The sequence below is a fragment of the Frateuria sp. GZRR33 genome (genome assembly GCF_051900425.1).
Classification (GTDB): domain Bacteria; phylum Pseudomonadota; class Gammaproteobacteria; order Xanthomonadales; family Rhodanobacteraceae; genus Frateuria_A.
The window spans coordinates 26,854-43,121 of record NZ_JBHZGK010000010.1 but is presented as its reverse complement, the minus strand read 5'-3'; the positions used below and the strand labels follow the sequence as shown (position 1 = coordinate 43,121).

Sequence of the window (16,268 nt, the reverse complement as noted above, 5' to 3'; positions counted from 1 at the left end):
CCCCAGCCCTCCCCCGGAGGGAAGAAGGTGCAGGTTACGGCGCGTCCAGGGCCGCGCGGATGGGTGCGAGAAATTCGCGCGCCCGCGTGGCTATCTCGTCCGCTTCCGTGGCGCCGGCCAGGCGCTCGACCAGCGCACTGCCGATGACCACGGCGTCGGCGAATCCGGCGATCGCTTTCGCGCTCGCCGCATCGCGGACGCCGAAGCCGACCGCCACCGGTGCCTTCGACCGGGCGCGCACTTCGGCCACCCGTGCGGCGATGTCCGCCGTGCTCAGCCGTGCCGCGCCAGTGATGCCGGCGAACGACACATAGTACAGGAAGCCCCGTGCGCCCTCGCACAACTGAACCATACGCGCGGGTGCGGTCGTGGGCGCCGCCAGCAGGATCTGCTGCAGGCCCGCGGCGCGCAGCGGCTCCAGTACGGACGATTCCTCCAGCGGACAGTCCACCACCAGCACGCCGTCCACGCCCGCCTGCACGGCGTCCTGCGCAAAGCGCGCATAGCCGTGCATTTCGATCGGGTTGAGATAACCCATCAGCACGACCGGCGTGTCGGCGTCGCGCTGGCGGAACTCGCCGACCCAGCGCAGCACGTCACCAAGGCCCACGCCCCGGGCGATGGCACGCTCGCTGGCGTGCTGGATCACCGGGCCGTCCGCCATCGGATCGGAAAACGGCACGCCCAGCTCGACCAGGTCCGCGCCCGCGGCGACCAGCGCATGCATCAGCGCCACCGCATGGTCCGGCGCCGGATCGCCTGCGGTGACGAACGGGATCAGCCCGGTGCGGCGGGCGGCCCCGAGCGCCGCGAAGCGGCGGTCGATGCGGCTCATACCTGCACCCCTTCGCGGGCGGCGATGGTATGCACGTCCTTGTCGCCGCGGCCGGAAAGGTTGCACAGCACCAGCGCGTCCCTGGGATATTCGCGCGCCAGCTTCATCGCCTGCGCCACGGCGTGGCTGGATTCGAGCGCGGCGAGGATGCCCTCGGTACGCGCGAGCAGGTGGAACGCTTCCAGCGCCTCGTCGTCGGTGACGCCGACGTATTCAGCGCGCCCGGCATCCTTGAGGAAGGCGTGCTCGGGGCCCACGCCCGGGTAGTCCAGGCCCGCGGATACCGAATGCGTTTCGGTGATCTGGCCGTTGTCGTCGCACAGCACGTAGGTGCGGTTGCCGTGCAGCACGCCGGGGCGTCCCGCCGCCAGCGAGGCCGCGTGATGGCCGGTGGCGATGCCCTCGCCCGCCGCTTCGGCGCCGACGATGCGCACGTCCGCGTCATTGAGAAAGGCATGGAACAGGCCGATCGCGTTGGAGCCGCCGCCGACGCAGGCGGTGATCGCGTCCGGCAACCGGCCGTAGCCTTCGAGCATCTGCTCGCGTGCTTCCCGGCCGACGATCGCATTGAAATCGCGCACCATCTGCGGGTACGGGTGCGGGCCGGCCACTGTGCCGATGATGTAGAAGGTGTCGGCCACGTTGGTGACCCAGTCGCGCATGGCTTCGTTGAGCGCGTCCTTGAGCGTCTTCGAGCCAGAGGTGACTGGCACCACCTCCGCGCCCAGCAGCTTCATGCGGTAGACGTTGATCTTCTGCCGCTCGATGTCCACCGCGCCCATGTAGACCACGCACTTCATGCCGAAGCGGGCGGCCACGGTGGCGCTGGCGACGCCATGCTGGCCGGCGCCGGTCTCGGCGATCACGCGCTGCTTGCCCATGCGCCGCGCCACCAGCGCCTGGCCGATAGTGTTGTTGATCTTGTGCGCGCCGGTATGGTTCAGGTCCTCACGCTTGAGCAGGATCCGCGCGCCGCCGACGTGTTGCGAGAGCCGCTCGGCATGGTAGATCGGGCTGGGCCGGCCGACGTAGTACTTCAGATCGCGGTCCAGCTCGGCGAGGAAATCCGGGTCTTGGCGCAGCCGCTGGTACGCCTCGGTCAGTTCCGCCAACGGCGCCATCAGGGTCTCGGCGACATAGCTGCCGCCATACGCGCCGAAGCGGCCGTGTTCGTCCGGCCAGCGGTGGAAATCCTGGGTGGCAGGCATGGTGCGACTCCATCGGTAGCGGCAGTCTCGCCGCAGGAAGCCTCACACCTTAATGCCGGCCATCCTTGTGAAAAAGCGAAAAATTCGAGGCCTCGTGTGAGTTAGACTCACACCATGTCCGAACGCGACCTGCCCTCGCTGCATGCCCTGCGCGCCTTCGAGGCAGCCGCTCGGCTGGGCAGCATGAGCCTGGCGGCGCAGGAGCTGAACGTTACCCACGGCGCTGTGAGCCGGCAGGTCCGCTCCCTGGAAGAAGCACTCGGTCAGCCGCTGTTCCTGCGCCAGGGCCGCGGCATCCAGGTCACCACGGCCGGACGGACGCTGCAGGAAAGCTGCCACGCCGCGTTCGGCCAGCTGCGCGAGAGTTGGGCCCGCTTGCGACGCGAGCAGGCGGGCGCACCCCTGGTGCTGGGTTGTTCGGGCAGCGTGCTGGCCCGCTGGGTGATCCCCCGGCTGGAGCGCCTGCGGCACGAACTGCCCGCGCTGACCTTGCACCTGGCCGCGCAGGAGGAACCGGCCAACCTGGCTGGCGTGGACGTCGGCCTGTTGCTGCAGGCCCCACCCTGGCCTGCCGCCTGGCAGGTGTACGACCTGGCGCCCGAGCGCATCGGTCCCGTGCTCAGCCCGCGCCATCCGGATTTCGAGCGCCTGCGCGCACTGCCCGCCTCCGCCCTGTGCGACGAGCCGCTGCTGTACACCGCTTCGCGCCCGCAGGCCTGGCCCGACTGGGCACGCGCGATGGGGCTGGCGCCGGAATCCATGCGGCAGGCCCAGGCGCTGCCGCACCTCTATTTCCTGCTGGAAGCCGCCGCCGCGGGACTGGGCGTGGCGATCGCGCCACAACCGCTGGTGGCCGACGACCTGGCCAGCGGCCGGTTGCTGGCGCCCTGGGGCTTCCGCGAGACCGGCGGTCGCTGGATCCTCGCGACCGCGCACGCGGCCGAAGCCCGCCTGGATGCGCTGGCCACGTGGGCGCGCGTCGAACTGGCCGAACGCCCCTGAGCCTTCTCCCCCGGCAGGGACGGCCGTCGCCACCTTGAAAAAGGACGAGCGCCCGCCCTCACAGATGCCGTTTCGCCAGTTCCCTGAGCCGTTCAAGCACCTGCGGCGTGCGCGTGCCTGAGACGCCGCGGCGCTCCTGCGGGATGTGCTCCAGCGGATCGCCGTCACCGAATGCGTAGTGTTCCAGCAGCCGCTTCCATCCGGCCCGCTCGGCCGGCGGCAGGCCACGGTAGGCGAGGATGCCGTGGAACAGTGCCGAGAGCGCATGGCCGGTGGTGTAGCCCTGCTCATCCACCGAAAGCCACCAGTAGTTGACCAGCGCGTTGAGCCGCTCCAGCGACTCGACGTGGTGCCACCACAACGGCGGCATGTAGATGGCATCGCCCGGGCCGAGCTCGGCGACCTGGGCGGCGGCGAGTGCCTGCTTCAGGCGCGGGAAGCGCGGATCGTCCGGCCGGTCCGGGCGCGCCATGCCGATCATCGCGCTGGTGGGTGCGAAGTCGAGGGGACCGATGTACAGGTTGGGCAGCTGCTCGGGCGGGAAAAGCGTGAAGCGTCGCCGGCCACACACCACGCAGGCGATGTTGTGCTGCGAGTCGAAGTGCGTGGGCGTGGTGACCCGGTTGCCGATCCACAGTCTCGGCTGCACCTGCCCTTCCAGAAGCGGCAGCGCGTGGTGCTCCAGGAATCCGGGCGCGCAGGTGGCGATCGGCGCACTCTGGATCGCCAGGCCCGGCGGGCGGTCGACCCGGCTGTAGCTGGCCAGCCGCTGCAGGCCCAGGGTCAGCGGGATGCGGTAGTGCTCGTAGTTGAAGCCGTCGAGCGCCGCGTTGTAGCCGACCAGACCCTCGGCTTCCGGCGGCATCAGCAACGTATCGACCGGCTGGCCGCTGTCCAGGGCCGCCAGCCGTTCGGCAAAGGCGGTGTCCGACGTCCCGGCGAGCCTGACCAGGGGCCAGTCGCGAACGAGGCCACGGATCACCAGGGGTCGGCCGCGGGACATCAGGGCCGCACGGTCCAGCGCCGCGCCGGCGCCGGTTTGCTCGATGGCTTGCGGCGCGGCCATGCTCACGATCGATCCGCGTCTGCCGCACGCGCCGCCGCGATGAATTCGGCCAGTCGCGCCGGGTCCTTGATGCCGGGCTCCGATTCGATGCCGCTGGACACATCCACCCCCCACGGTCGTGCGACGCGGATGGCGTCGGCGACGTTGCCGGGATGCAGGCCGCCGGCCAAGATCAACGGCTGCCCCAGGTCGCGCGGCATCAGCGACCAGTCGAACGCCTTGCCGCTGCCGCCCGCCTCGCCCAGGCCGTGTCCGTCAAGCACCAGCCCCGCAGCGCCCGGGTACGCGCGCAGGCGTGGCAGCGCATCGCTGCCCTCGCCCATCGCGATGGCCTTCAGGTAGGGCCGCCCGAACTGCGCGCACCAGGCGTCGCGCTCGGCGCCGTGGAACTGCAGCAGCGCCGGTTGCACCGCGGCGACCACCTCGTCCACGAAGGCCGCATCCTCGTCCATGAACAAGGCGACGGTGGTGACCATCGGTGGCAGCGCGCGGGCGATCGCGCGAGCCTGGCCGATATTCACGCGCCGACGGCTGCGCGCGGTGAAGATCAGCCCGATCGCATCCGCCCCCAGTCGGGCTGCCAGCACGGCATCCTCGGCGCGGGTCATGCCGCAGCACTTGATACGGATCATGCGCTCACCTGCGCCGGCAAACCCCAGTGCGCCTCGTAGCGCGGGCCCAGGAAGGTCAGCCCGGAGGCTGGCGCGGTCGGGCCGGCGACTTCGCGGTTCCTCCCGGCCAGCAGCTCGGCCGGCCACGCCACCGGCCGCTGCCCACGCCCCACCATCAACAGCGAGCCGACGATGTTGCGCACCATGTGGTGCAGGAAGGCGTTGGCCTCGATCTGGACGATCACCTGCTCGCCCTCGCGCCGCACGTCCAGGGCCAGCACGCAGCGTCGCGCATGCGTGGCCTGGCAGGACACCGCGCGAAAGGCGGAGAAGTCGTGTTCGCCGAGCAGTGCCTGTCCGGCGTCGTGCATCGCCACGGCATCCAGCGGCAACCGCTCCCAGGTGACGTAGCGGGCGTCCAGCGCGGCGCGCACCGGGCGATTGAGGATGCTGTAGCGGTAGCGCCGGCTGCGCGCGGCGAAGCGGGCGTGGAAGGTCTCGGGCACGGGCTGCGCCCACAGCACCGCCACGCTGGCGGGCAGGTTCGAACAGGCTCCCAGCACCCAGCCGCGCATGTCGCGCTCGACCTCGGTATCGAAGTGCACCACCTGGCCGCGTCCATGCACGCCGGCGTCGGTGCGGCCGGCGCAGGTCACCGCGACCGGCTGTGCGGCCACCCGCGAGAGCGCCTGCTCCAGCGCGCCCTGCACGGTGGCGCCGTGGGTGAGGCGCTGCCATCCGAGGAAATCGGTGCCGTCGTATTCGACGCCCAGGGCGATGCGCATGCGGGAGGTCCTGCGGAACAGCCGGAAAGCGTAGGGTGGGCTTCGGCCCACTGCAACCGGACCGGGCGCGGAAAACGGAGGCCGAAGCCCAGTCTACGCGGGCCAGACATGCGAAGGGCCGGCGTGGCCGGCCCTCCGTGCGTGCGACCGACGAGGCCTCAGGACAGCGAATCGAGCAGGCGCTGCGCCGCGTCCCTCTGCATCTGGGTGCCCTCGTTCATCACTTCCTCGAGCATGGCGCGGGCGCCGTCGGCGTCACCCATGTCCATGTAGGCACGTGCCAGGTCGAGCTTGGTGTCGATCGGGTCGTCGCTGAACTGGCCCAGCTCCTGCGTTTCGGCGGCCGCCGCGGAAGCCGTGGTGTCATTCACCGGCTCTTCGAAGTTCCACGTCGACGGCGTGGCCTCTTCTGCCCGCGCAGGCTCGACGTCGCGCATGACCGTCAGGTCCTCGTCGCCGTCGCCGACGTGGGTGTCCACAGGGGTATCGGCAGGAGCCGGCCGCGGCGGGGTGAGGTCGAAATCGAAGTGGTACTCGCTGACCTTCGGCCGCTCGTCAGCCATCGGCTCGTCGTGGAGATCGTCTTCTTCGGCGCTGGCATAGCTGTCGAGATCGAACGACTCCATCGTATCGCCGGCGTGCTGGCGCTCGTCCTCGCGGGAGTCGAACGCGTCCTGCGCCCCCTGGCCGGCAAACAGCGGGTGGCCGGGCACCAGGTCCTCGCCCATGGCGAGCACGTCCTGCCATTCGTCCTGCTGCGGGTCGACGATATGGGCGTGCATGGCCTCGGCCGCGGCCTCGAAGTGCTCCACGTCGCGGCGGGAGTAGTACAGGCTCACCAATTCCAGATGCAGGCCGATGTCATCCGGATGCTCGGCGAGCTGGTCGAGCAGTTCATCCTGGTCCGGATCGGCGCTGGTCGATGCGGACGCATCCGGCACCGCACCGAAGCGATCGGCCAGCGAGGGGGCCGTGGACACGGCGCGGGCAGCCGCCGGCTTGCGGCGACGACCCAACAGGGCGAGCAGGATCAGCAGCAGCACCGCACCGCCAGCCGCAGCCCAGGCCCACGGCTGCATGAACCACGGCGCTTCGGCAGACGCCGGACTGGCCGGTTTGCGGGCCAGCGGCTTGACCGGTTTGCTGGCTGGCTTGGCTGCCGGCTTGACCGCCGGCGCCACTGCCGCGCTGTGCGCGGGGGACACGGAGGCGGTCGTGGCGACAGCACCGGCGGTTGCGGGCCTGGCCGGCGTGGTGATCGCCGTGGCGGCAGTGGCGGCAGTGGCGGGCCTGGTGGTCGTTTCGGCGACCGGCGCGGCGGCCGGCGTGGCCGCGGTCGACGCGACGGCCGGCAGGCCGGCCTTCCTGCGCGCTTCGGCGAGCTTGTGCTGCAGCTCGGCGATCTCGTTGTCCTTGAGCGCCAGCAGGCGGGTGTTCTTGTCGTTGATGTCCTGCAGATCCTTCAGGCGCGACTTCAGGTCCGCGCTCTGCTGCTGCAGGGTGGTGAGGGTCTCCTGGGTGCGCATCAGGTCCTGGCGCAGGGCCGCGTCGCCCTTGCCGCCCTGGGCGCCGGCACCCTTGCCGCCCTGCTTCGCCGGTATCAGCGCCAGCCGGTCGGCGGACGCATTGGCCGGCGCAGGGGACGCTTCCGTACGCGCGGCGGCATCGGCCACGGTCGTGGTCGAGCCGGCCGACTGCGCGCGCCAGTCGCCGTTCTGGCGGCGGATCTCCGCCATCGCGGCGGCCACGTCCATGGCCTGCGCTTCCTGGCTGGTCGGCACGCGCAGCACCGCGCCGCTCTTCAGCGCGTTGATGTTGTCCTGGTAGAACGCATCCGGGTTCGCCTGCTTGAGCGCCAGCATCATCTGGCTCGCATCCACGCCCACCGGCGCCACCTGGCGGGCGATGCCCGACAGCGTCTGGCCGCGCTGGACCTGCAACTGGCCGCCGGCGGCCACGCTGGCGGCGGCCGGCTGGGAAGCGGTGGAACCGGCCGCGGCCGGGCGCGCAGCGCCGCGGGGCGCGTTGCTGCGCGGGGCCCGCACGCTGGGCGCCATCGGTGCGGTGCCCGGCGGGTCGAGCAGCACCGGAAACTCGCGCAGGCTGCGACCGGACGCGTTGTCCACTTCCACCAGCAGGTCGAGGTAGGGATCGTTGACGGCCACCGCGCTGGTGATGCGGATCACCTTGCGGCCACCCACATCCACGATGCTGAACTGCAGCGGCAGGTCGGGCCGGCTGCCGGAGAGGCCGGCGCGGGCGAAGTCTTCGGGCGAAGCCAGTCGGGCGGTCAGGTTGCGCAGTTCGGCCGGGCTGTCCGGCGTCAGCGGAATCTCCGCGAGCAGCGGCTGGCCCAAGGCCGACTTGACCTGGATCTGGCCCAGTTCGAGCGCCGCCGCCTGGGTGCTGCCCAGGGCCAACGCCAGCAGCATCGACAGTTTCAACGAACGATTCATCGTTTCGATTCCCCCAAACGCCCGAGACGCTTCATGCCATCGCCGCGGGCTGCGGCGACACCGGAACGCGCGTCACTTTAGTTATATAAATGCCAATCAACAATAGCTGCGGCGACCGCTTAGCGCATATTGCTGCGGCGTGTTCTCGTTCCGGCAGCGGGTCAGCGGCCCGCGTTGTCCCCTTGGCGGTGGCCGCCAAGGGCCTCCAGCTGGCGCTGCAGCCGGGCGATTTCCCGGTCCTGTTCCTCCAGGCGGTCGCTGGCCTGGCGGCTGTGCGACTCCTGCTCGGTGAGCTGGCGCTGCAACTGCTGCACCTCGGCGCCGTGTGCACGCAACTGTCGCTTCAGGCGCACCTGGGCGGGCACCCGCTGTCCCGCCACCGCGGCCTGTTCCGGGCCGCCGTCGGCAAAGGCCGGCAACGCGGCGAGGGTCAGCAGCGGGAGCAGGAGCCAGGGTTTTCGCATCAGAGATAGTCCTCGATCAGCCGCTCGGCGATCTGTACCGCATTGAGCGCCGCGCCCTTGCGGATGTTGTCGGCCACGATCCACAGATCCAGGCCGCGCTCGTGCGAGATGTCCTCGCGGATGCGGCCCACGAACACCGGATCCTTGCCGGCGGCATCGCCCACCGGGGTCGGATAGCCGCCCGGCTTGCGCTCGTCCATGACCACCACACCCTCGGCCTGCTCCAGCAGCGCGCGGGCCTCGTCGGCGCCGATCTTGTCGCGGGTCTCCACGTGTACCGCCTCGGCGTGGCCGTAGAACACCGGCACCCGCACGGCGGTGGGGTTCACCGCGATGGAGTCGTCCTCCAGGATCTTGCGCGTCTCCCACACCATCTTCATTTCTTCTTTGGTGTAGCCGTTGGGCTGGAACTCGTCGATGTGCGGGATCACATTGAAAGCGATCTGCTTGGGGAATTTCTTGCCCGGTTCCACATCCTGGAAACTCAGAAGCGCCGCCGTTTCGCGGCCGAGCTCCTCCATCCCGCTGCGGCCGGCGCCCGAGACGGACTGGTAGGTGGCCACGTTGATCCGCTCGATGCCGACCGCCCGGTGGATCGGCGCCAGCGCGACCAGCATCTGCATGGTCGAGCAGTTGGGATTGGCGATGATGCCGCGGGTGGTGTAGTCGGCGATGGCGTGCGGGTTGACCTCGGCGACCACCAGCGGGACGTCGTCCTGGTAGCGGAACTCGGAGGTGTTGTCGATCACCACCGCGCCGGCCGCCGCCGCGCGGGGGGCATGCACGCGGCTGACCGAGCCGCCGGCGGAGAAGAAGGCGATGTCCACGCCGTCGAAGTCGTAGTCGGCCAGGTTTTTCACCGTGACCTGCTTGCCACCGAAGAAAATCTTCTCGCCGGCCGAGCGCTCGCTGGCCAGCGGTACCAGCTCGCCGACGGGGAAATCGCGCTCGGCCAGGATCCCCAGCAGGGTTTCGCCGACCGCGCCGGTGGCGCCGACCATAGCCACCTTGTAGTTGCTCTTCTTGCTCATGGATGTCTTGCTGCCTGTGTCGGGAGGTGATCAGGGCGCCGGCCGCGCGGCCAGGACCCCAGGGTTGATGAGGGAGGGCGGATGCCCGGCGTGCGGGCCATGCCCGAACAGCGCGAGCACGTTGTCCACCGCCAGCGCCGTCATCGCGCGGCGAGTGTCCCAGGTGGCGCTGGCAATGTGCGGGCTCAGGATGACGTTGTCGAGCGCGAGCAGCGCCGGTTGGACGGCAGGCTCCCCTTCGAACACGTCCAGCGCGGCGGCGGCCAAGCGCCCTTCCGCCAGGGCGGCGGCCAGCGCCGCGTCGTCGACGATCCCGCCGCGGGCGATGTTGACCAGCACGGCCGTGGGTTTCATCGCAGCCAGTTCGGCCGCCCCGATCGCATGACGGCTCTCACCGGTCAACGGCACCGCGAGCACCAGGAAATCCGATTCGGCCAGCAACGTGGGCTTGTCGACGTAACGCGCGGCACATTCGGCCTCGACGGCCGCCGGCAACCGCGAGCGATTGTGGTAGATGACGTGCATGCCGAAGCCCGTGGCGCGACGCGCGATCGCCTGCCCGATGCGCCCCAGGCCCAGGATGCCCAGCGTGCGGCCGCGCGTGTCCAGCCCCAGCCAGTCCCTGAAGCCGTTGGCCTGCCAGCGCCCGGCCCGCAACCAGCGCTCGGCGGCGCCCATGTGGCGCGCGGCGCCCAGCAGCAACGCCCAGGTGTGATCGGCGACGCTTTCGCTGAGCACGTCCGGCGTATTGGACGCGACGATGCCTGCAGCGGTGAGCGCGGAGATGTCCAGGTTGTCGTACCCCACGGCGAGGTTGGCGACGATGCGCAGGCGCGACGCGTTTGCCACTTCGGCCGCCCCGATGCGCTGGTTCAGCCCCACGATCGCCGCGTCGAGCGACGCCAGCCGGGAAGCCAGGTCCGCCGGCGCCAACACGCGTTCATCGGCCTCGGCCGTCACCTGGAAGTGCGGTTCCAGGCGGGCGACGATGTCGGGAAAGGTGGGGCGCGAGATCCACACCCGCGGCTTGCCGGTCATGGGGATTCCACAGGCGAAAACTCAGGCGATGCGCGGGGCGACCGGCCCCACGTCGCCACATTGCGCGCGATGCCGCAGCGCGTGGTCCATCAGCACCAGTGCCAGCATGGCCTCGACGATGGGGGTGGCGCGGATGCCCACGCAGGGGTCGTGACGCCCCTTGGTAACCACCTGCACCGGCTCGCCGGCCAGGTTCACGCTCTGCCCCGGCACCAGGATGCTGGAGGTCGGCTTGAACGCCACCGACACCGTCACCGGCTGGCCGGTGCTGATTCCGCCAAGGATGCCACCGGCATGGTTGGACGTAAAGCCGTCCAAATGCATTTCATCGCGGTGCTGCGTGCCACGCTGGGCGACGGCCGCGAAACCGGCACCAATCTCCACGCCCTTGACCGCGTTGATCGACATCATCGCCGCCGCCAGGTCGCCATCGAGCTTGCCGTAGACCGGCTCGCCCCAGCCCGGCGGCACGTTGTCCGCGACGGCGTTGACGCGCGCGCCGACCGAGTCGCCCGACTTGCGCAACGCATCCATGGCTTTCTCGAGCTCGGTCACCTGACCTGCGTCCGGCCAGAAGAACGGATTGGCTTCCACCGCTTCCCAGTCGAATCCATGCGGCACGATGTCGCCCAGCTGGGCCAGGTGGCCACGCACGCGCACGCCATGCCGCTCGGCCAGCCACTTCCTGGCGATCACCGCGGCGGCCACGCGCATGGTGGTCTCGCGCGCCGAGGCGCGGCCGCCGCCGCGCGGGTCGCGGATGCCGTATTTCTGCCAGTAGGTGTAGTCGGCGTGGCCCGGACGGAACGTCTGCGCGACGTCCCCGTAGTCCTTGCTGCGCTGATCGGTGTTGCGGATCAGCAGCGCGATCGGGGTACCGGTGGTACGGCCCTGGTAGACGCCCGAGAGGATCTCCACCTCGTCGGCCTCGTGGCGCTGCGAGGTGTGACGGCTGCGCCCGGTCGCGCGCCGCTCGAGGTCGTGGCGGAAGTCCTCCGGCGCGATCGCCAGCCCCGGCGGGCAGCCGTCGATGACGCAGCCGATCGCCGGCCCGTGGCTTTCGCCGAAGGTGGTGACGGTGAAGAGCTTGCCGAAGGAGTTGCTGGACATGCCAAGCGTCCGCTACGAGGAAGCCGAAGCATAGCCGCTCGCCAGCAAGCCCTGTAGGAGCGCCCTTGGGCGCGACCGCGAATGCCACTGCACCGCAACCATCGGAATGGCGGTCGCGCCCAAGGGCGCTCCTACGAGGACGCTCAGACCGCCTGCCACTCGCGGGCAAGGATGGCGAACACCACGTCGTCCACCCACTCGCCGTGCAGCCACAGGCTCTCGCGGAAATGCGCCTCCTGGCGCATGCCGAGCGCCTGCAACAGGGCCATGCAAGCGGTGTTGCGCGGATCAACCGAGGCGTGGATGCGGCGCCAGCCCAGCACCTCGAAACCCTGGTGGAACAAGGCATGCAGCGCCTCGCGCGCGTAGCCTTGGCCCTGGTGTGCCGGCGACAGGCTGATGCCGAATTCCACCGAGTCGCCCGGCGTGGCGGGCAGGCATACGCCCAGGTCGCCGATCAGCGCATGGCCGTCACGCAGTCGGATGGCGCGCTGGAACCACAGACCCGGCGCCGGCTCGGCCTGCGCGTCGATGAACGCGCGCGCCTCGGCGACGCTTGCCGGACGCCATCCCTGGAAGCGCGCCACCGCCGGATCGGCCCGGCAGGCGTACAGGGCGTCGGCATCGCCCGGATGCAGATGATCGAGCAGCAGATGGTCCGTGGTCAGTTCCATGCGGCGCCTCCTGCGATGCTTCAGCGGCGCGCGTCGGCGGCGGCGCGGATCGCTGCCGCGTGCTCGACCAGGTCGCGGCGCTCGAGCGCGAACACGCCCATCGGCCCGACCTTGAACTCGATCCACACGAAGGGGACTTCGGGCAGCAGCGCGGCCAGCGCGTGCTCGCTCTCGCCCACCTCGACGATCAGCAGGCCGTCGTCGCTCAGATGATCGGCCGCCTCGTCCAGGATGCGCAGGCAGATGTCCAGGCCGTCCTCGCCCGAGGTCAGCCCCAGCTTGGGCTCGTGGCTGTACTCGCCCGGCAGCGCGGCGTATTCGTTCTCGGTCACGTAGGGCGGGTTGGACACGATCAGGTCGTAGCGCCGCCCCTTCACGCCGCCGAACAGGTCGGACCGGACCGCTTCCACGCGACCCTCGACGTGCTGGAACACGATGTTCTCGCGCGCCAGCGACAACGCCTCGTCGCTGATGTCGACGATGTCCACCTGCCAGTCCGGGTTGTACTCGGCCATGGCGATCCCGATGCAGCCCGAACCGGTGCACAGGTCCAGCGCGCGCTCGACGTGGCGGCCGTCCAGCCAGGGCGCGAAGCCCGATTCGATCAACTCGGCGATGGGCGAACGCGGCACCAGCGCGCGGCGGTCGCTCTTGAACTTCAGCCCCGCGAACCAGGTCTCGCCGACCAGGTAGGCCACCGGCAGCCGCTCGTTGACACGCCGCTCGATCAGTTCCAGCACGCGCTTGCGCTCCTCGGCGGTGAGCTTGCCGGCGCCGTAGGCCGGCGGGATATCCGGCGGCAGGTGCAGGCTGGCCAGCACCAGGTGCGTCGCCTCGTCGATCGGGTTGTCGTGGCTGTGCCCGAAGGTCAGGCCGGCGGCGGAGAAGCGGCTGGCGCCGTAGCGGATGAAGTCGATGATGCTGGCGAGTTCGGCGGTCACGGGCCTTTCCTGGCGGCGCGGCTTAGAGGATCGGCGATTATCCCTCACCGCCGCGCTCAGGGCGAACCGCCGCGCCTTATACTGGCCGGATGACTTTCGCCGTGCTCGTCCAATACCTCCTCCCCCACCGCGCCCTCTCGCGGGTGGTCTACTGGGCCACGCGCTGGACCTGGCGCCCGTGGAAGAACTTCCTGATCGGCCAGATCGTGCATCGCTACAAGGTCGACATGGCCGAGGCGGCACAGTCCGACCCGTTCGCCTACCAGCACTTCAATGCGTTCTTCACCCGCAAGCTGAAGCCCAACGCGCGGCACGAGGACGGCGACCCGACCGCGCTGATTTCGCCGGCGGACGGCCGCATCAGCCAGGCCGGCCGAATCGTCGACGGGCGCATCTTCCAGGCCAAGGGACAGGACTACACCGCCGCCGAGCTGCTCGGCGACGAGGAGGCGGCCGCCCCGTACCGGGACGGTGACTTCGTCACGATCTACCTCTCTCCGCGCGACTACCACCGCGTGCACATGCCGCTGGGCGGCACGTTGCGGGAGACGGTCCACATACCCGGCCGCATCTTCAGCGTGGCGCCGTTCGCGGTAGAGGCGATCCCGCGGCTGTTCGCGCGCAACGAGCGGCTGGTGTGCCATTTCGACAGCCCGCATGGCCCGTTCGTGGCGGTGATGGTCGGCGCCGTGCTGGTGTCCTCCGTCGCCACGGTATGGGACGGGCTGGTGATCCCGCCCTATGCCTCGGACATCCGCCGCAAGTCGTTCGCCGGCCAGGGCATCACGCTCGCCCGGTTCGCCGAGATGGCGCGCTTCAACATGGGCTCGACGGTGATCCTGCTGCTGCCGCCCGGGATGATCGAGCTGGATGCGCTCCAGTCGCAGCAGACGGTCAAGCTGGGCCAGCGGCTAGGCCGCCGGCCGTTGCCGAAGGGCTGACGCAGAACGTCATTCTGTGACGTTTTAGGCGTACCCCGCCGCTGCGCCTGGCTATGCTCCCGGCGTCAAACGGCTCCGGGGGAGAACCCATGCGATCGATCGTCCCGCTCATCGCCTTCGTGCGCGGCCAGCAGCTGGAACGGCAGTTCCGCCGCATCGGCAAGATCCTGGACGCATTGCCGGCCTCGGCCCGCGCCAGGCTGAGCCTGCTCACCCTGCGCGAGATCGGCCAGGCGGCACGCAGCGAGTTCCCGCATCTATACGGCACCCCGCCCCAGGACCGCTACTTGCCCTGGGGCCGCGGTACCGCCACCGGCTTTGCCCGGGCTTGTTCGGACAACCCCGAGGTCGCGCTGCGCGGCATGGCGCTGTGGCTGGCGGTGGCCTACCACGAGACCAAGGATTCGCCCCACGCGTTCATGCGCTCGCGCCACCGGCAATTGCTTCGCGTGGTGCGCGAGCTGAAAGAGCTGCACGGCAGTGGCGCCCGCGAACGCGAGGACGTGGCGGAGAGCTGGATGCAGCCCAGCGCTGCGGCCTGAGCCGATGCCCTGGTAGGAGCCCGCTCGCCTGCAAGCGGGCGGCACATGGGGCGTAGCCTGCCCTTCAGCGCCGGCAGGACGGCAACCGCAACACCTGCCCCGCGCGGATCCGGTGATGCTTGAGGTCATTGAGGTCTGACAGTTCACGCACGTCCGAACACCCCAGCTTGTGCACGATGCCCAGCAGCGTGTCGCCGTGCCGCACGACATAGCGTGAGTGCGGGTGCACGGTACGCTGCGGTTCCGGCTTGACCACCTCCGGCACCACCGCCGAGTGCAGGTCGCTCGCCAGGATCGGCCACGGTCCATCGACGCAGCGCGAGGCGTAGACGGACTCCAGTTCCCTGGGCACCTTCAGTTGGCTGCCGACCGGCTGCTCGTCCTGCGGGTTCAGCCGCGGATTGAGGTTGCGCAGCGTGCGGAACCAGCCATCGTCCATGCCCTGCGCCGACCCCATGCAGATGGTCAGCTCGGACAGCGAGGCCGGGCGCTTGAGCGTGATCGTTCCCGGCGCGCCGTCGATCTTCGGGAAGTTCAGGTTGTAGCTGTCCGGGTGCAGGAAAAGCCACGCCGCGGCCAGCACCGCCGGAACGTATTCGCGGGTTTCCTCCGACAACTGGTTGTAGATCGCCGGGTCGTAGAAGCTCACGCCGGTGTTGCCGTTCACCAGCCGGCGCATGCGCCCCTCGCCGCCGTTGTAGGCAGCCAGCGAAAGCTCGAGGTTGTCGTTGAACGCCTTCAACTGCTCGTCCATGTAGGCGGCATTGGCGCGCGCCGCCTCGGACGGATCGAATCGCGTGTCGAACCCGCTCTGGCTGTTCAGGCCGAAGCGCAGGCCGGTCGCGTACATGAACTGCAGCGGGCCGGCGGCGCCCGAGCGGGACACCGCGTGCACCTTGCCGTGGGACTCCTTGGCCATGATGCCGAACAGCAGCGCCTCGGGCAGATCCGCCTTGTCGTACTGCGGCCACATCTCGTAGCGCATGTACTGGTAGTTGATCCAGGTGTCGACCAGGTTCGAGCGCCACTGGGTCAGCCACATTTCCAGCGCGGCCTTCACGGGGCCATTCATGGCGATCAGCTCGGAGAGCTTGTGGCCGCGCAGCAGGGTCACCGCGCGCTGCGCCTGCGGCAGCGCCGCGGCGCCGCCCGGCTTGCCGGCTACTGCTTCTTCGGGGGCTTCCTCGCCGACGGTCTCCAGGTCGTCACCGGCGAAGAAGCTGCCGTCCTTCAGGCGCAGCAGGCGGTCGAACACCGAGTAGAAGCGCTGCGAGTCGCAACCGGGCGTGGCGCCGCAGCGGGCCGCGGCCTGCTTGAGGCTGTCCAGCGAGTCCTTGAGGCTCTGCTCGGAGGCCTGGTCGTCGCCTTCGCGTGCCTGTTGCAGCGCGTTCTCGTAGCCCTTGCTCGCCTGGTCGAGCTGCGCATACAGCGCGTTCACGTCGCCGGGGGTGCGACTGCCGCCGCCGCTGGCGCAGCCGGCAAGCAGGAGGAGCCCGGCAGCCAGCGGCGCCAGGCGGAAACAGTGCGAAAGAGTAGACAGCGGCATGACGAAAGCTTGACGGCG

At 69.9% G+C, this 16,268-nt stretch carries 16 protein-coding genes; 3 read left to right on the top strand and 13 right to left on the bottom strand.

The genetic code is table 11. The features are described 5' to 3' along the window. Nucleotides 1–34 precede the first annotated feature (34 nt). Complete coding sequence (gene trpA, locus ACFWZU_RS13060; RefSeq protein WP_439701981.1) at nt 35–835, bottom strand: tryptophan synthase subunit alpha; 801 nt, start codon at nt 833–835, stop codon at nt 35–37. Next, the gene (trpB, locus tag ACFWZU_RS13055) at nt 832–2,043 is read right to left on the bottom strand and encodes a tryptophan synthase subunit beta (protein WP_439701980.1); all 1,212 of its coding nucleotides are present in this window, start codon (nt 2,041–2,043) and stop codon (nt 832–834) included. The genes trpA and trpB overlap by 4 nt, the downstream gene beginning before the upstream one ends. Nucleotides 2,044–2,157: 114 nt before the next feature. Between trpB and ACFWZU_RS13050 the strand changes: the two genes are divergently transcribed. Next, on the top strand, nt 2,158–3,045 hold the full coding sequence (locus ACFWZU_RS13050; RefSeq protein WP_439701979.1) for a LysR family transcriptional regulator: 888 nt from the start codon (nt 2,158–2,160) through the stop codon (nt 3,043–3,045). A gap of 58 nt (nt 3,046–3,103) precedes the next feature. Here ACFWZU_RS13050 and ACFWZU_RS13045 read toward each other — a convergent pair whose 3' ends face one another. The 10 genes from ACFWZU_RS13045 to prmB all read right to left on the bottom strand — a co-directional run bounded on the left by ACFWZU_RS13045 (nt 3,104) and on the right by prmB (nt 13,221). After that, nucleotides 3,104–4,111: a cupin-like domain-containing protein gene (locus ACFWZU_RS13045; RefSeq protein WP_439701978.1), complete on the bottom strand. Its 1,008-nt coding sequence runs from the start codon at nt 4,109–4,111 to the stop codon at nt 3,104–3,106. Between the two features lie 2 nt (nt 4,112–4,113). Next, nucleotides 4,114–4,743 carry a phosphoribosylanthranilate isomerase gene (locus tag ACFWZU_RS13040; protein WP_439701977.1) on the bottom strand — a complete coding sequence of 210 codons (630 nt, stop codon included), beginning with the start codon at nt 4,741–4,743 and terminating at the stop codon, nt 4,114–4,116. Further along, nucleotides 4,740–5,507, bottom strand: coding sequence for a tRNA pseudouridine(38-40) synthase TruA (gene truA / locus ACFWZU_RS13035; RefSeq protein ID WP_439701976.1), 768 nt, complete (start codon nt 5,505–5,507; stop codon nt 4,740–4,742). The genes ACFWZU_RS13040 and truA overlap by 4 nt, the downstream gene beginning before the upstream one ends. Nucleotides 5,508–5,665: 158 nt before the next feature. Then, on the bottom strand, nt 5,666–7,963 hold the full coding sequence (locus ACFWZU_RS13030; protein WP_439701975.1) for a FimV/HubP family polar landmark protein: 2,298 nt from the start codon (nt 7,961–7,963) through the stop codon (nt 5,666–5,668). 161 nt (nt 7,964–8,124) lie between these two features. Then, nucleotides 8,125–8,427: a hypothetical protein gene (locus tag ACFWZU_RS13025; RefSeq protein ID WP_439701974.1), complete on the bottom strand. Its 303-nt coding sequence runs from the start codon at nt 8,425–8,427 to the stop codon at nt 8,125–8,127. Then, nucleotides 8,427–9,458 carry an aspartate-semialdehyde dehydrogenase gene (locus ACFWZU_RS13020; protein ID WP_439701973.1) on the bottom strand — a complete coding sequence of 344 codons (1,032 nt, stop codon included), beginning with the start codon at nt 9,456–9,458 and terminating at the stop codon, nt 8,427–8,429. The genes ACFWZU_RS13025 and ACFWZU_RS13020 overlap by 1 nt, the downstream gene beginning before the upstream one ends. 30 nt (nt 9,459–9,488) lie before the next feature. Further along, nucleotides 9,489–10,496, bottom strand: coding sequence for a 2-hydroxyacid dehydrogenase (locus ACFWZU_RS13015; protein ID WP_439701972.1), 1,008 nt, complete (start codon nt 10,494–10,496; stop codon nt 9,489–9,491). A gap of 21 nt (nt 10,497–10,517) precedes the next feature. After that, entirely contained in the window at nt 10,518–11,606 is a 1,089-nt protein-coding gene (gene aroC, locus ACFWZU_RS13010; protein ID WP_439701971.1) for a chorismate synthase, read from the bottom strand. Between the two features lie 143 nt (nt 11,607–11,749). Then, a complete protein-coding gene (locus ACFWZU_RS13005; RefSeq protein ID WP_439701970.1) occupies nt 11,750–12,280 on the bottom strand; it encodes a GNAT family N-acetyltransferase in 531 nt (176 codons plus the stop codon). A 20-nt stretch (nt 12,281–12,300) separates the two neighbouring features. Continuing rightward, nucleotides 12,301–13,221: a 50S ribosomal protein L3 N(5)-glutamine methyltransferase gene (prmB, locus tag ACFWZU_RS13000; protein WP_439701969.1), complete on the bottom strand. Its 921-nt coding sequence runs from the start codon at nt 13,219–13,221 to the stop codon at nt 12,301–12,303. Nucleotides 13,222–13,310: 89 nt separating this feature from the next. On the opposite strand from prmB, the gene asd reads away from it, so the two are divergent. Together asd and ACFWZU_RS12990 are read left to right on the top strand one after the other, a co-directional pair. Beyond that, nucleotides 13,311–14,162, top strand: a complete 852-nt coding sequence (asd, locus tag ACFWZU_RS12995; RefSeq protein ID WP_439701968.1) for an archaetidylserine decarboxylase — start codon at nt 13,311–13,313, stop codon at nt 14,160–14,162. 89 nt (nt 14,163–14,251) lie between these two features. Then, nucleotides 14,252–14,704, top strand: coding sequence for a hypothetical protein (locus ACFWZU_RS12990; RefSeq protein ID WP_439701967.1), 453 nt, complete (start codon nt 14,252–14,254; stop codon nt 14,702–14,704). A gap of 64 nt (nt 14,705–14,768) precedes the next feature. Here the strand turns inward: ACFWZU_RS12990 and ACFWZU_RS12985 are convergent, their stop codons facing one another. Continuing rightward, nucleotides 14,769–16,250 (bottom strand): transglycosylase SLT domain-containing protein, encoded by a 1,482-nt coding sequence (locus tag ACFWZU_RS12985; protein WP_439701966.1) that lies wholly within the window; start codon nt 16,248–16,250, stop codon nt 14,769–14,771. Nucleotides 16,251–16,268 lie beyond the last annotated feature (18 nt).

Bases quoted from the DNA above. Each gene is read 5' to 3' on its own strand.
- trpA (WP_439701981.1), bottom strand. From the start codon at position 835: ATGAGCCGCATCGACCGCCGCTTCGCGGCGCTCGGGGCCGCCCGCCGC.
- trpB (WP_439701980.1), bottom strand. From the start codon at position 2,043: ATGCCTGCCACCCAGGATTTCCACCGCTGGCCGGACGAACACGGCCGC.
- ACFWZU_RS13050 (WP_439701979.1), top strand. From the start codon at position 2,158: ATGTCCGAACGCGACCTGCCCTCGCTGCATGCCCTGCGCGCCTTCGAG.
- ACFWZU_RS13045 (WP_439701978.1), bottom strand. From the start codon at position 4,111: ATGGCCGCGCCGCAAGCCATCGAGCAAACCGGCGCCGGCGCGGCGCTG.
- ACFWZU_RS13040 (WP_439701977.1), bottom strand. From the start codon at position 4,743: ATGATCCGTATCAAGTGCTGCGGCATGACCCGCGCCGAGGATGCCGTG.
- truA (WP_439701976.1), bottom strand. From the start codon at position 5,507: ATGCGCATCGCCCTGGGCGTCGAATACGACGGCACCGATTTCCTCGGA.
- ACFWZU_RS13030 (WP_439701975.1), bottom strand. From the start codon at position 7,963: ATGAATCGTTCGTTGAAACTGTCGATGCTGCTGGCGTTGGCCCTGGGC.
- ACFWZU_RS13025 (WP_439701974.1), bottom strand. From the start codon at position 8,427: ATGCGAAAACCCTGGCTCCTGCTCCCGCTGCTGACCCTCGCCGCGTTG.
- ACFWZU_RS13020 (WP_439701973.1), bottom strand. From the start codon at position 9,458: ATGAGCAAGAAGAGCAACTACAAGGTGGCTATGGTCGGCGCCACCGGC.
- ACFWZU_RS13015 (WP_439701972.1), bottom strand. From the start codon at position 10,496: ATGACCGGCAAGCCGCGGGTGTGGATCTCGCGCCCCACCTTTCCCGAC.
- aroC (WP_439701971.1), bottom strand. From the start codon at position 11,606: ATGTCCAGCAACTCCTTCGGCAAGCTCTTCACCGTCACCACCTTCGGC.
- ACFWZU_RS13005 (WP_439701970.1), bottom strand. From the start codon at position 12,280: ATGGAACTGACCACGGACCATCTGCTGCTCGATCATCTGCATCCGGGC.
- asd (WP_439701968.1), top strand. From the start codon at position 13,311: ATGACTTTCGCCGTGCTCGTCCAATACCTCCTCCCCCACCGCGCCCTC.
- ACFWZU_RS12990 (WP_439701967.1), top strand. From the start codon at position 14,252: ATGCGATCGATCGTCCCGCTCATCGCCTTCGTGCGCGGCCAGCAGCTG.
- ACFWZU_RS12985 (WP_439701966.1), bottom strand. From the start codon at position 16,250: ATGCCGCTGTCTACTCTTTCGCACTGTTTCCGCCTGGCGCCGCTGGCT.